The sequence below is a fragment of the Streptococcus azizii genome (genome assembly GCF_001984715.1).
GTDB lineage: Bacteria > Bacillota > Bacilli > Lactobacillales > Streptococcaceae > Streptococcus > Streptococcus azizii.
Map to the genome: position 1 here is coordinate 244,156 of NZ_MSPR01000001.1, position 14,383 is coordinate 258,538.

Annotated in this window: 12 protein-coding genes, 1 tRNA gene and 1 other RNA gene; 7 read left to right on the top strand and 7 right to left on the bottom strand. The window is 43.5% G+C overall.

What is annotated here, in order from left to right; all coding sequences use genetic code 11:
• Window positions 1–96: 96 nt before the first annotated feature.
• Together BVE84_RS01120 and BVE84_RS01125 are read right to left on the bottom strand one after the other, a co-directional pair.
• Window positions 97–729 carry a putative bacteriocin export ABC transporter gene (locus BVE84_RS01120; protein ID WP_076995240.1) on the bottom strand — a complete coding sequence of 211 codons (633 nt, stop codon included), beginning with the start codon at window positions 727–729 and terminating at the stop codon, window positions 97–99.
• A 1-nt stretch (window position 730) separates the two neighbouring features.
• The gene (locus tag BVE84_RS01125; RefSeq protein ID WP_076995241.1) at window positions 731–2,764 is read right to left on the bottom strand and encodes a bacteriocin-associated integral membrane family protein; all 2,034 of its coding nucleotides are present in this window, start codon (window positions 2,762–2,764) and stop codon (window positions 731–733) included.
• 297 nt (window positions 2,765–3,061) lie between these two features.
• Here BVE84_RS01125 and BVE84_RS01130 point away from each other — a divergent pair, with 297 nt between their 5' ends.
• The 4 genes from BVE84_RS01130 to BVE84_RS01145 all read left to right on the top strand — a co-directional run bounded on the left by BVE84_RS01130 (window position 3,062) and on the right by BVE84_RS01145 (window position 6,953).
• Window positions 3,062–3,787 carry a metal ABC transporter ATP-binding protein gene (locus tag BVE84_RS01130; protein ID WP_076995242.1) on the top strand — a complete coding sequence of 242 codons (726 nt, stop codon included), beginning with the start codon at window positions 3,062–3,064 and terminating at the stop codon, window positions 3,785–3,787.
• Window positions 3,784–4,635, top strand: a complete 852-nt coding sequence (locus BVE84_RS01135) for a metal ABC transporter permease (protein ID WP_076995243.1) — start codon at window positions 3,784–3,786, stop codon at window positions 4,633–4,635. The genes BVE84_RS01130 and BVE84_RS01135 overlap by 4 nt, the downstream gene beginning before the upstream one ends.
• A gap of 10 nt (window positions 4,636–4,645) precedes the next feature.
• Window positions 4,646–5,578 (top strand): metal ABC transporter substrate-binding protein, encoded by a 933-nt coding sequence (locus BVE84_RS01140; RefSeq protein WP_076995244.1) that lies wholly within the window; start codon window positions 4,646–4,648, stop codon window positions 5,576–5,578.
• 727 nt (window positions 5,579–6,305) lie between these two features.
• Entirely contained in the window at window positions 6,306–6,953 is a 648-nt protein-coding gene (locus tag BVE84_RS01145) for a metal-dependent transcriptional regulator (RefSeq protein WP_076995245.1), read from the top strand.
• A 434-nt stretch (window positions 6,954–7,387) separates the two neighbouring features.
• On the opposite strand, the gene dtd is transcribed toward BVE84_RS01145, so the two are convergent.
• From dtd to BVE84_RS01170, 5 genes are all read right to left on the bottom strand, one after another.
• A complete protein-coding gene (gene dtd, locus BVE84_RS01150) occupies window positions 7,388–7,831 on the bottom strand; it encodes a D-aminoacyl-tRNA deacylase (RefSeq protein ID WP_076995246.1) in 444 nt (147 codons plus the stop codon).
• Window positions 7,832–7,839: 8 nt separating this feature from the next.
• On the bottom strand, window positions 7,840–10,041 hold the full coding sequence (locus tag BVE84_RS01155) for a RelA/SpoT family protein (protein ID WP_076995247.1): 2,202 nt from the start codon (window positions 10,039–10,041) through the stop codon (window positions 7,840–7,842).
• A 266-nt stretch (window positions 10,042–10,307) separates the two neighbouring features.
• Window positions 10,308–11,057: a 16S rRNA (uracil(1498)-N(3))-methyltransferase gene (locus BVE84_RS01160; RefSeq protein WP_076995248.1), complete on the bottom strand. Its 750-nt coding sequence runs from the start codon at window positions 11,055–11,057 to the stop codon at window positions 10,308–10,310.
• Between the two features lies 1 nt (window position 11,058).
• Window positions 11,059–12,003: a 50S ribosomal protein L11 methyltransferase gene (prmA, locus tag BVE84_RS01165; RefSeq protein ID WP_076995249.1), complete on the bottom strand. Its 945-nt coding sequence runs from the start codon at window positions 12,001–12,003 to the stop codon at window positions 11,059–11,061.
• 133 nt (window positions 12,004–12,136) lie between these two features.
• The gene (locus tag BVE84_RS01170) at window positions 12,137–12,607 is read right to left on the bottom strand and encodes a DUF3013 family protein (RefSeq protein ID WP_076995250.1); all 471 of its coding nucleotides are present in this window, start codon (window positions 12,605–12,607) and stop codon (window positions 12,137–12,139) included.
• A gap of 86 nt (window positions 12,608–12,693) precedes the next feature.
• Here BVE84_RS01170 and BVE84_RS01175 point away from each other — a divergent pair, with 86 nt between their 5' ends.
• From BVE84_RS01175 to BVE84_RS01185, 3 genes are all read left to right on the top strand, one after another.
• Window positions 12,694–13,980 carry a replication-associated recombination protein A gene (locus BVE84_RS01175; protein ID WP_076995251.1) on the top strand — a complete coding sequence of 429 codons (1,287 nt, stop codon included), beginning with the start codon at window positions 12,694–12,696 and terminating at the stop codon, window positions 13,978–13,980.
• 96 nt (window positions 13,981–14,076) lie between these two features.
• Window positions 14,077–14,272, top strand: a non-coding RNA gene (gene ssrS / locus BVE84_RS01180) — 6S RNA.
• A 5-nt stretch (window positions 14,273–14,277) separates the two neighbouring features.
• Window positions 14,278–14,350, top strand: a tRNA-Lys gene (locus BVE84_RS01185).
• The last annotated feature ends 33 nt before the right edge of the window (window positions 14,351–14,383 follow it).

Below are 14,383 nucleotides of genomic sequence, written 5' to 3' on the forward strand. Positions count from 1 at the left end.
GCAAAAAGAAGCAGAATTTGCAGGCATTTTACGTAGCAATACTCTAGAAATGTAAAAATGGGTAGATCATTCCAATTCAAACTTCGTCACCATCACCTATAAATCCTCCATGCGAATCACCACGTCTGCCTTTTCCCAGATAGCTGGATTGTGGGTCGCTATGATGATAATTCTGCTATCACTCTTCAAAAAGGACAATAGCTTCATCACTTCATCTGAATTGAGCGGATCAAGAGCAGCTGTCGGCTCATCTGCTAGAACAAGCGGAGGATCTTTCAAAAAGACCTTTGCCAGCGCTACACGTTGGGATTCCCCGCCCGATAGCTCAAAAATCTTCTGTTCCAAGGAAATATATTCTAAATGAACCTTTTTTAAAGCCTCACGTTTCCGTTCTTCTTTCTGTGCTTTGGTTAGCTTTTTTCCGACGAGACCTAACTCTAAATTGGCAGCGACACTTTCGCTTTCGATCAAGCCAAACTGTTGAAATAGATACCCTAGATAATCACGATAGTAGAGATGTTCTTTAATCTCCTTGATGTCCTTTTTATCATAGAGGACATCACCCTTGTCATAGGGTTCTAACTTAGCAATTATATTTAAGAGCGTTGTCTTTCCACTACCACTTTCCCCAATAAGCGCATAGATTTTCCCTCTTTCAAAGACCACATCTACCTGATTCAAAATCACCCGATTGGCAAAACGTTTTTGTAACCCTTTGATTTCAATCATGCTATTTTCCTTTCAATACTGTAACTGCTTCTTGATTTTCTGCCTTACTCTGCCGGTACAAAATCAAGAGCATATTTCCAAGAAAGACCGCCGTTGTCACCAAACTAATCACCATATTTTGGGTAAGGTAGACAATGCCAGCATTTCCTAGAGCTAGGACTATCATCTGTGCTATGAGATAGGAAAAGTGGATTTCATCGAACCTCAAACCTGCCAATCTCTTGATAAAGATCTCTCGTCTAAACTGCTCAAAATAGATTAGATTCATACAGTCAAACAGGAGTACCGAGGTCGCTAAGCCCAAAGCACTTCCAATAAGGAGAGAGAAAAAGCGACTGCGACTCTCTGATAGATGTTTATAATAGGTAATCCGATCATTCAGTAGATAGGACACCCAGTGGTAAGCCCCTTGTTCTTTGAGCAAATCAATGCTGTCTTGATAGCCTCTCAAATGAAGGGAATTAGTCACCTCTACGCCCCAAAACAAACGGGTCGCCACAGTATCTCCCATTGCCTTGGGGGTCAGCACAACCAAGATGGGGTCCTCTAAATACTGGATTTGGGCAACTTCATCATTGTTGTAAAGAAAGCGCTTCTGTCCGTCTCTCACGATGGTAGTATGGACCTTGGCTTGAAACAGAGGCTGACTGGTAGCTTCCAGACCCAACCTTGACCCATCAGACAGGTACTCTGAGTAAATGGTTTCAAACTCAGCCTGCCTGGCTTGTAACTTTTGGGGGAGCAGTAGCCCAAACTCTCCCTCTTTCAAATTCTTCATCTGTGTCAGAAAGTCTCTGCCAACCTCGACATGCTGTGCTTCCAGATAGTTAGGGGAGACATATAAGGTATTGCCATCTGGAGCATAGTCTGTCAGACGCACGCCTGATGCATCTCCGTACAGTTCTTTAAAAAAAAGATGTCGCACATTGCTCCTAACAAAAATAGCATCCCTCTCCGTGATAGCTGTTTGGGCAAGGTCATACCAGACCTTTTGCCGCCTATCTTCCTCTTCTCCCTTGGTGAGGCCGGCAGAATAACTACCGCGCACTTGATAATAGTCGCCTTGCTTGTCCCATTCTTTGGCGGAACTTCCTAGAATCTGGAGTTCCTTGTACTCTAGTAAGATACTATTAGCAACGTAGCCCACCACCAAGACTGAGAGCAGCTGTCCCACTAACATCAAACTGAGCAAGCGTTTTAGAGGAAGCCTCCCCTTTAAAATCTCAATTAAGGAACCCGCCCTTAGTCCCAAGAGATAGATGAAACTCAAAAAGAGAGATAGAGCCACGAGGAGGAGACTATAAGCTCCTAAGCCCAAGCATAAGAGAGAAATGGGAAGGCGATGCGACAGCCCCAGCAAATAAAGACTCGAAACACCGATAAAACTGGTGACCAGATAGGATAGGAGGACCGCCTTTACATCTACCCAAACAGAAGCCCACATGATCCTTCCAAAGCTCAGTCCGGCAATCCTCCTAAGTCCTGTACTCCTCAAGTCCTTGATTCGATAAATCAAGGTCATGGACACAAAGGTCAATACAAATAGAATGAAACTCAGCAAAGCCACCTCATCGTGTAAAATGACCAGCAATAGGACCCCTATGAAGGTAGCCGGCGTAGAAACCCCTTTGTAGCCCAACTGACCCATGGTCGACACCAGCTCCTCGGCCGTCACAGATCCCGATACGATCAGGTAGCTATTGACTAAATCACTATCTCTGGCACTTTCTGCCCTAGCCTGGCTTAGAGACTCCGGTCGCTTACCAGATCCATAGAACTCATAAGCAAAATAGGTTTCCCCTTTTTCATTTGGCTCAACAATCCGCCTGGCAATGACACTATTATGAGCTTCTGCCAGCTCATTTAAAGCTCTTGTAAAGTCCTCACGTTTTGCTCTGGGCTGCGCTCCATCTGTACCGACAAGATCGACCGCATCGTAGTTTGAAAAGACTAATTGATGTTGTTGGTCATGGATTCTGATGACCATGTAAACACATAGGAGCAAGGTGGATAAAAAGATAAAAATGCGTCTCATAGAACCTACTTTCTAACCTTCATCATTTAGATAAGGCAACTACACTCATACTAGAACAAATCAGCTTGACCACCGACTGCCTTAGATATAACCTCCTTTTTGAAAGCGTTTTCTATATCTGATATTACTATAGCATAAAAATCCCTGTATTGCAAGTATTTTTATATAAGAAATCCATTTCACCGCTACCATTCTCCTCTATTGTTAGAAAAAGATGAGAAAATGCTGAGAATTTTCAAAAATTAACTTGACTTAATTTTTAAGTTAAGGTATATTAAAACAATAAGGAGTGTACAGATGATTGAAATAAAAGATCTCAGTGTCAGCTATCACACTGTCTTAGCCTTAGACACTGTTAACGTAACCATTCAAGGTCCTACGATTACAGGTATCCTAGGACCCAACGGAGCAGGGAAATCTACCCTACTAAAAGCCATGCTCCATATCGTTGACCATCAAGGGGAGACAGCCCTTGACGGGAACGATATTCGCAAACAGCGCAGCAAAATCGCCTATGTCGAACAAAAAGCTGCCATCGATTTTAACTTCCCTATCAAGGTCAAAGAATGCGTTTCTCTAGGACTCTACCCCAAAATCAGCCTGTTTCAACGTTTCAAAGAACAGGATTGGTCAAAGGTAGCACGTGCCCTTGAAATCGTCGGAATGCTGGATTACGCTGACAAACAAATCAGCGAATTATCTGGCGGTCAATTTCAGCGTGTGCTCATCGCTCGGTGTCTCGTCCAAGAAGCCGACTACATCTTTTTAGATGAACCTTTTGTAGGAATTGATTCTGTCAGTGAGAACATTATCATGACCACACTGCGCAATCTCAAAAAATTAGGGAAAACGATCCTCATCGTCCACCATGATTTGAGCAAGGTCAAATACTACTTCGACCAAGTTCTACTGCTCAATCGTGAAGTCGTAGCCTTTGGAGAAACCTCACAAACCTTTACTAAAAAACACCTCCAAGCCGCCTACGGTGAGAATCTGATACTCATGGAGGATGATAAGAAATGATTCAAGAATTTATCGAAGGTTTACATAGTTTCCACTTTTTACAAAATGCTGTGGTAACAGCAATTGTCATTGGTATTGTTGCTGGAGCAGTTGGGTGCTTTATCATCTTACGAGGTCTATCCCTCATGGGGGATGCGATTTCCCATGCGGTTCTACCAGGGGTTGCCCTCTCTTACATTTTGGGTATTAACTTTTTTATCGGTGCGATTGCCTTTGGACTTCTCGCCTCGGTCATGATTACCTATATCAAGGGAAATAGTATCATCAAGAGTGATACTGCAATCGGGATTACCTTTTCATCCTTTTTAGCTCTAGGGGTCATCCTTATCGGGGTTGCCAATAGCTCTACCGACTTATTCCATATTTTATTTGGGAATATCCTTGCGGTACAAGACATGGATAAATGGATTACGATTGGCGTTGCCGCTGTCGTCCTCTTCTTGATTTTCCTCTTTTTCAAGCCGCTCTTGATTACCTCATTTGATCCACTACTTGCAAAATCTATGGGAATGCCGGTAAATCTATACCACTACCTACTCATGATTTTGCTCACCTTGGTTTCTGTCACAGCCATGCAAAGTGTCGGAACCATCCTCATTGTTGCCATGCTGATTACACCAGCCGCTACTGCCTATCTCTATGTCAGCAGTCTAAAAAACATGATTTTCCTATCTTCTGCCTTAGGAGCTCTTTCTTCTATCGTTGGTCTCTTTCTAGGATATAGTTTTAATATTGCTGCCGGTTCTAGTATCGTCTTGACATCAGCCACTTTCTTTTTGATTAGCTTCCTTTTTGCCCCAAAACAAGGCATTCTGATGCGCTATTTAAAAAAATCATCCCATTCATAAGGAGAAATTCATGAAAAAATTATCTACTCTAGCGGTTGTAATCCTTGCAATCCTAGGCCTTGCTGCCTGCTCAAATTCCACAAGGGAATCAAGCACCGAGTCTTCTAAGTTAAAAGTTGTGACCACCAACTCCATTCTGGCGGATATGACTAAGAATATCGCTGGGGACAAGATTGATTTGCACAGTATCGTTCCAGTCGGCCAAGATCCCCATGAATACGAACCCCTGCCCGAAGATGTGAAAAAAACATCAAAAGCAGACCTCATTTTCTACAATGGAATCAATCTCGAAACTGGTGGAAATGCTTGGTTTACAAAACTGGTCAAAAATGCTAATAAGGTGGAAAATAAGGACTACTTCGCTGTCAGCGATGGTGTCGAAGTCATCTATCTTGAAGGAGAAGATGAAAAAGGTAAAGAGGATCCCCACGCTTGGCTTAATCTTGAAAACGGGATGATTTACGCGAAAAACATTGCCAAACAACTGATTGCAAAGGATCCCAACAACAAAGATACGTATGAGAAAAATCTAGCTACCTATCTTGAAAAACTCGATGCCTTAGATAAAGAAGCCAAAGAAAAATTTAACAATATCCCTGCCGAGAAGAAAATGATTGTAACAAGCGAAGGCTGTTTCAAGTATTTTTCAAAAGCCTATCAGGTCCCATCTGCCTATATTTGGGAGATTAACACAGAAGTAGAGGGAACACCTGACCAAATTAAGCGCTTGGTTGAAACACTACGTCAATCCAAGGTTCCATCTCTCTTTGTCGAAAGTAGTGTCAATGATCATCCAATGAAGACTGTTTCAAAAGACACCAATATCCCGATTTATGCAAAAATCTTCACCGACTCTGTCGCTGAAGAAGGAGAAGATGGAGACAGCTACTACGCCATGATGAAATGGAATTTGGATAAAATTGCAGAAGGCTTAGCTAAATAGTTTATAGGGGACATTTACGGATAAGCCTCGTCAAAGCCCCACTTGATGCGATTCTACTTGCAAGAACAGCCATCTCTGGACACCTCTATATCTTCTAGCTTTGATGGATGCACGTCCGTAAATGGTCCATATAAAATTTCAAACTCCTTGTGCGATACTCTTTCGATGAGCCACACAGGAGTTTGTTTTTATCCTCTGATCTAACTTCCTTTTCAAGAAATGACGACGAAGTATTCTATACTACTCTTTAAAAATCAACAGGATACGTTGTCAAGAGTCTCGGTAAATTGTAACTGAGTTCGGACTAAAATGTGAGAAAAAAGATAGGCAGCTGTTTCGGCTTTAGCCGATTACAGATGAGATTGAAACAGTTCGGTGAACTGTTTCAACTGGTCACCTAGAAACACGAAAGTGACCACAGAAGTTTGAGCCAAGAAGCAGGAAAGCTAGGAAATAAGCTAAAAACCTCCACTGGAGTTTTATACGGGCTTTGTATCTTGGAATTGAGTTCAGCCTAAAACCTCGGAAAAAAGAGAGGCAGCTGTTTCAGCTTTAGCTGATTACAGCTGAGAATCCCTTTGGGATAGTTTTTCCTAGCTTCAAAGGTATGGTATACCTTTGAAGGTGGGAAATAGAACGAGTGAAACTCGTGTCAAAAGCCCTTTGTATCTTACTTTTCTTTTCAATTTTTGTTATACTAGATAAGAGAAAAAGAGAGGACCCTCAGATGACCCCTAATAAAGAAGACTACCTAAAATGTATCTATGAAATCAGCACGCAAAAGGAAAAAATCACCAACAAGGAGGTAGCACTACGTATGCAAGTCTCTCCGCCTGCCGTCACCGAAATGGCGAAGCGAATGATTGAAGAAGGGCTGATTCAAAAAGATAGACAAGCTGGCTATCTGCTGACTCCTCTCGGTCAAAAAATGGTCGCTCGTCTCTATCGGAAGCATCGCTTAATTGAGGTTTTTCTCCTTGAACACCTAGGCTATACAAGTCACCAATTACACGAAGAAGCCGAAGTCCTCGAACACACTGTCTCGGATCATTTTATCGATCAGCTTGATCACTTTCTAGGTTCACCAAAGACCTGTCCACACGGAGGTACCATTCCTCTCAAAGACCAACTGTTAACGGAAGAGTATCAGGATACCCTTGATAAAGTCACAGAGACCGGAAGCTACCGCTTGGTCCGAATCAACGACTCTTTCTCTCTTCTTCAATTCCTTGAACAAATCCATCTCACCTTAAATGATGTCTTTTCTGTTCAGCAAATCGATCCCCTTACCCAAAACCTCCTCATTCATTGCGGAGAAACAACCATCGCCCTCCCCTTTAACATCGCAAAGGGATTGTATATCGAAAAAGCATAAAAGACCTGACACAGCACTTGATACACGCTGTGTCAGGTCTTTTGAGTGCATGATAGATAACCAAAGCAAACTCCCAGCTACCTTTAAGAAATCTGCCGAAAACCTCCACTGGAGCTTTTCACTCATCAAGATACGAGGACTTTTGACACGAGTTTCTCTCGTTCTATTTCCAACCTTCAACAGTCTATCCCTAGACTGTTGAAGCGAGCAAAGCAAAAATGGGAGTGAAACAGTTCGGTGAACTGTTTCAGCTGGTCACCCCAAAAGAAGAAAGTGACTATAGAAACCCGTGCCAAGAAATAGAAATTGGAAAGTGAGGATTAACCAGTTGAAACACGAAAGTGACCATAGAAACCCGAGACTAAAAATTAGACAGCGAGGTTAGCCGTTACCTAAGTCACCTGCCCCAATCCCCTATTTTTCTTTACATTTTATCATTTCTGTTTGGTATCGAGCAAAATGGTCACAGGTCCATCATTGACAAGGGACACCTGCATATCCGCTCCAAATATACCTGTCTGAACAGGAACGACAGCTCCCAAACCTTGATTTAACTCCTCATAACATTTCCGCGCAAGGTCCGGCGGAGCCGCTCCTATAAAGGCTGGACGATGGCCCTTTTTCGTATCCGCAAACAGGGTAAACTGTGAGATAGATAAGATTTGTCCTTCAATATCCTGAATAGACCGATTCATCTTCCCTTGTTCATCCGAAAAAATTCGCATATTGGTAATCTTTCTCACTGCATAGTCCACATCCTCTTTGCCATCATCAGGCCCAATACCGACCAAAAGAAGAAGACCCTGCTTAATCTGTCCGTGAATTTGCTGATCAATGGTAACAGCCGCCTCTGCTACCCGTTGAATAACTATTTTCATCTATTCACCTACCCATTTGTCCGTTTGACCGAGTACACTTCTGGTACTGACTTGATTTTATCCACAACACTTGTCAGCGTTGCCAGATTTGGAATGCCAAAGGATACGTGAATGGTCGCAAACTTCATATCCTTGGTTGGCTGAGCATTGACAGAGGAAATATTTTTACTCGAATTGGTCAAGACTTTCAAGACATCATTCAGGAGACCTGATCGATTCAACCCATAGATGTCAATATTAGCCATATATTCCTTGCTAGACGGCTCATCTTCCCAGGACACATCAATCAAGCGAACTTCATAGTTTTCCTGACTTTTTAGGTTCATACAATCCGTCCGATGAACTGCTACACCACGACCCTTCGTGATATACCCCGTAATCTCATCACCCGGTACTGGGTTACAGCACTTGGCAAGACGAATCAAAAGGCCTGAGGCTCCTTCAATCACCACACCGCCCTCATGGCGAATCTTGAGGCTATCTTTATTATCTTGCTTCACCTCGCCACCGTTGACCAGTTCATCCGCAACAGCCTTTGCTTTGGCACGTTCTGCCTCACGTCGCTCTTTTTCAGTCAAACGATTAAAGATAGACATGGCAGAAATTTCTCCAAAGCCTACCGCTGCAAAGAGAGCCTCATCAGTCTTATAGCTCGTTTTTTGCAATACATCGTCCAAATGCTTGCGATCCAAATATTGATTCGCCACATAGCCATTTTCCTGTAGGAGATTCTGAACCAACTCACGTCCCTTGGTAATCGATAGTTCCTTGTCTTGGTTTTTGAAAAATTGACGAATTTTATTTCTAGCTTTATGCGTTTTTACTAGATTCACCCAGTCACGACTTGGCCCAAAAGAATTGGCACTTGTAATAATTTCAACTTGGTCGCCTGTTTTGAGCTTAGTGGTCAAGGGGACCATGCGACCATTGACCTTAGCTCCTGTTGCTTTTTCGCCAACCTTGGTGTGGATTTCATAGGCAAAGTCAATCGGCACAGAGTCTTTCGGTAATTCTCTGACGGACCCGTCTGGTGTAAATACGTAGATTCGTTCGGTGAAAATATCATCCTTGACAGAATCGACAAAGGTCTGTGCATCTCCAGCATCTGCCTGCAATTCAATCAAATTATTGATCCATTTCAGTTCCTGCTGACTGGCTCTTGCCTTACCGCCGCGTTTATACGCCCAGTGGGCTGCGACCCCGTATTCCGCTACCTGGTGCATTTCTGCGGTCCGAATCTGAAATTCAATCGGTCCTCTTGGACCATAGACTGTCGTGTGAATCGACTGGTAACCATTTGCTTTGGGGTTGGCTATGTAATCCTTAAACCGCCCCGGCATCGGACGCCACAACTCATGAATATATCCTAGCATGGCGTAGACATCGCTCGGTGTTTCCATGATACAACGAATGGCAATCAAGTCATACAACTGATCAAATCGCTTCTTCTTGTCATGCATCTTTCGATAGATCGAATAAATATGCTTGGGACGACCATAGATATGACCATAAAGATGATGCTCGCTTGCAAACTCGCGAATCTTATCAACCACCTCATTGACTAAGGCTTCCCGTTCCCTACGCTTTTCAGTCATCAGATGCGTAATCTTGTAAAACTCCGTCTCATTCAGATAGCGAAAGGCCATGTCCTCCAATTCCCACTTGATAGACGAAATCCCTAGACGATGAGCAAGTGGAGCATAAATTTCCATTGTTTCACGTGAAATCCGCTCCTGCTTATCCTTCCGTAAATGCTTCAAGGTACGCATATTATGCAAACGGTCTGCTAACTTAACCAATATGACCCGCATATCCTTAGACATAGCAATTAGCATCTTGCGATGATTTTCAGCTAATTGTTCTTCGTGCGATTGGTACTCAACTTTCCCAAGTTTGGTCACCCCATCCACAATCATCCGCACATCCGAGCCAAACTCTGCTTCCATTTCATCCAATGTAATAGCTGTATCTTCTACTACATCATGCAAAAAGCCACAGGCAACCGTCACTGCATCAAGCTGCAAACCCGCTAAAATACCCGCTACCTGAATAGGATGGATAATATAAGGCTCGCCTGATTTGCGAAACTGCTGGCTGTGAGCTGCAAGAGCGTATTCCAGCGCTTTGCGTACAAAGGCTACATCCTCTTTAGGCATATACTGAGCCGTCAGATCAATGACCTCTTCCCCTGTTAGATTGATTTCTTTCATTCCTCTTCCTCATTCGCACACTGTTTCTTACTATTTTACCACTTTCACGCTAAAAGAAAAAGATGGGAGTCCTCCAAAAGCGCCGTACACACGAAGAAAATGCCTGTAACCATTTTCTAGCCACAGGCATTTTTTACCATTCATCTCCGCAATGAATATCGATTCTCTGAAAATCCCCTTTCTTCACACCCGTAGCCTACTGCTCAATAAAAATCATTAGTTTTTAGGCCCAGCTGTCTTAGCTAAAGCCGAAACAGCTCCTACACCTAAGCCCTCATCAATTCCGTTAAGACACTGACACTCGTTAGGGCATAAAGCGGAGCCGTCTCTGCTCGCATAATCCTCGGACCAAGACCGACCTGGCGTCCTCCTTTGATTTCAAACCGTTCGATTTCATCAGGCGACAGTCCGCCTTCAGGACCAAAGATAAAGAGAATCTTTTCCCCACCTGTGAAATGCGTTAAAACCTCTATCAGAGTTGCTCGCTCACCTGCTTTAGCAGATTCTTCATAGGCGATAAGAACACAATCAAACTGGTCAAAAGTTGCAAGAAAATCCGACTGATTGGCAAATAGGCTGACCTGAGGCACCCGATTACGCTTGCTTTGCTCAGCTGCTCCAAGGACAATTTTCTGCAATTTTTCAATTTTTTTCGCAACCTTCTTCTCATCCCATTTGACCACCGACCAGTCTGCTGGAAAAGCCCAGAACTGACTTACTCCTAGCTCTGTCGTTTTTTGAGCAAGAAATTCCAATTTATCGCCCTTGGGAAAACCACAAGCAATAGTGACGGAAACAGGTAGTTCGACATTATCTGCTAGTTCTTCGATAATTTCAACAGATTGATGCTGGCTGTCCACCACGCGCGCCAAGCGTTTGATACCGTCATCAAAGACTAGGACAATTTGTTCATCTGCCTGCAACCGCATGACAGAAAACATGTGCTTGGCAGTGTCCTTATCGCTAATCTGGAAAACACCCCGCGGCGCTCTGCCCTTGATAAAATACTGTTGCATCCTAGCCCCCAATCACCCCTGATCTATCTCTGGTTTTCTTAAAAATAGCCGCATTCCATTCTCCTTGAATCATCTGAGTTTCGAGGAAAAAGCCTGCCGATTCAGCTGCTGAGCGCACCATATCCCACTTATCCGCAATGATACCACTCATAATCAGATACCCTTCATCCTTGAGCAAGCGATGAGCATCATCTGTCAAATCTACCAAGATTTCCGCCAAGATGTTGGCCACGATGACGTCTGCTTCAAGCTCCACACCACGAAGTAGGTCTCCTGTTTTGACCGTAATATTATCTGTATGAGCATTGAGACTAATATTTTCTTGGGCCACACGTACCGCGACCTCATCCAGATCATAGGCGTGAATGTCACCCGCACCAAGAAGGGAGCTGGCAATCGAAAGGACCCCGCTCCCAGTTCCTACATCAAGAACACGCTCACCACCTCGCAACACCTGCTCTAGAGCAAATAAACTCATCTTCGTCGTCGGATGCGTCCCTGTCCCAAAAGCCATACCTGGATCCAAACGAATTATCTTCTCACCTGCTGTCGCTTCATAGTCCGTCCAAGACGGCACAATGGTCAAATCGTGGGTAATCCGCGCTACCTCATAGTATTTCTTCCAATTATCCGCCCAGTCTTCCTCTTTCAAAATCTGGTCCTCCAGACGAACTGTTCTGGGATCCAAAAAGTCACTGACCTTTTCTAAACGTGCCAACAGCATTGCTTTAACATCTGCTATACATATATTTTCCGGGTAATACGTAATAATCGTAATTGAGTCCGCCTGTTCCTTTTCAGGCATGATTTCCCCAAATAAATCTTCCTTACCCAGATAGTCCGCCGTATCTTCAATAACAACACCTTGCGCCCCTAACTCAACCAAGAGATTGGAGACAATCTCTTCTCCCTGACGTTCAAGCTGTACCCGTAATTCTTGCCACATAGTCTCTCCTTTACTCCCAAATTCTTACTTATACTCTTTAAAAATCAAAAGGATACGTCGTCAACTTGTCTCGGTGAACGCCAGTTCTACCTTCGCCTTCGTTTCCTAGTCTACTTTTGATTTTTATTGAGTATTAATACCTCGGATAAGGGTAAAAGTCTGTCTCCTCTACCTTACCCCTACCAGCTTCAAAAGCCTCCTTATCCCAGACAATCGCAAATTCTTCTGCAGCATCATCTGCCAAAAAATCCATGAGGTCGTCCAAACCTTTTTCTGCTGTCTCTGCTAGAAATGCAACAAAGTAGGAGATAAATTCGCCTGATAAACCCTTTTTCTGCTCATAGGGGAGGACCGCTAAGTAGTCCTCTTTCCTCACACTTGATTTCAAGGGATTATAAAATAAAACCACTTCTTCAAAGAAAATATCTTCCGCCGTTCTATTTCCCTCATCATCTACTATCTCAATGCCTGCCTTATTCTCCACTTCCAGTAAAAAAGCCACCTCCACTGCATGATTTTTCTTGTCCCAATGAATTTCAAAATCATAGGGAAATTCCTGCTCCATTTTCTGGCCTAACACATCTAAAAAACCGTACTTACTCATCTTACCTCACTTTATAGTATTTATGATAGAATATATAGATAAGTGTAACACAAAACCAGCCAAAAAGACAGAAAGGACGAAACCACATGATTGACAATCTTGCCCTAAAAATGCGTCCCAAAACCATCGATCAGGTCATCGGCCAAGAGCACTTGATCGGGGAAGGAAAAATTATCCGTCGCATGGTAGATGCCAAGCGACTATCCTCCATGATTTTGTATGGTCCGCCAGGGATTGGTAAGACCAGTATTGCTAGCGCTATTGCAGGAACTTCCAAATACGCCTTTCGTACCTTCAATGCCACTGTCGATACCAAAAAGCGGCTCCAAGAAATTGCAGAGGAAGCTAAGTTTTCCGGTGGCTTGATTCTACTCCTTGATGAAATCCATCGGCTGGATAAGACCAAGCAAGATTTTTTACTCCCCTTGCTTGAAAATGGAAATCTCATCATGATTGGAGCCACTACAGAAAATCCTTTCTTCTCTGTGACCCCTGCCATTCGCAGCCGCGTGCAAATTTTTGAACTCGAACCCCTCTCAAATGATGACATCAAAGCAGCTATTCAGACAGCTATTTCAGAGCCTGAACGTGGCTTTGATTTCCCCGTCACATTAGATGATGACGCACGTGATTTCATTGCAGCAAGTACGAATGGGGACCTCCGTTCTGCCTTCAATGCCTTAGAGTTGGCTGTCCTTTCCACTCCTAAAAATGCCAAAGGTAGCCACCATATTACGCTGGATACTATGAAAAATAGCCTGCAAAAAAGCTATATCACCATGGACAAAAACGGAGACGGACATTACGATGTTCTCTCTGCCCTTCAAAAATCTATTCGAGGAAGTGACGTCAATGCCAGCCTCCATTATGCTGCCCGCCTAATTGAGGCTGGAGATTTACCAAGCCTTGCTAGACGCCTCATGGTCATCGCTTACGAAGATATTGGCCTCGCTAATCCCGATGCCCAGATCCACACAGTGACTGCTCTTGAAGCTGCTCAAAAGTTAGGTTTTCCAGAAGCCCGTATTCCTATAGCCAATGTCGTGATCGATCTCGCCTTATCTCCAAAGTCAAATTCCGCCTACGTAGCTATGGATCAGGCTCTTGCTGACCTCAAAAAACATGGACACTTACCGATTCCAAGACATCTCCGAGACGGACATTACAAAGGAAGCAATGAATTAGGAAATGCACAAGGCTACCTCTATCCTCATCATTTCCCTGAAAAGTGGGTAGACCAACAATACCTACCGGATGCACTCACTCAGCAACACTATTTTGAAGCTAACGAAACCGGAAAATACGAGCGAGCTCTCAAACTAACTCAAGAAAGAATTATAGAATTAAAAAAACACAGTTCATCACAACCTTGATAGAGTACGGAACATACTTTTTACGACAACGCTTTCTTTTTTGTCAATTTTCTCTTGATTTTTTTTCAAAATATGGTAAGATAAATACATAGATAAGAACTGCTGTGGTATACGAATTCATACCTATGTGTTGACCGACTATTTTTGTATTACTAGGGAAACAAGAGTTTTCTAACAGTATGCAGGCCGTCTCACACGGAAGCGACTGAAGTTAGAAACGAGTTACCCACCTGCTACTTACTGTGCGGGATCAATACAATTCCTGAATCACCGGTACCAATACAGCGTTTTTCTTTTCCTTCCTTAGCTCAGCTGGCAGAGCAGCGGACTCTTAATCCGTGGGTCGTAGGTTCGATCCCTACAGGGAGGATGTTCGCACATCTCCGAAAGCCTTGTATCGCAA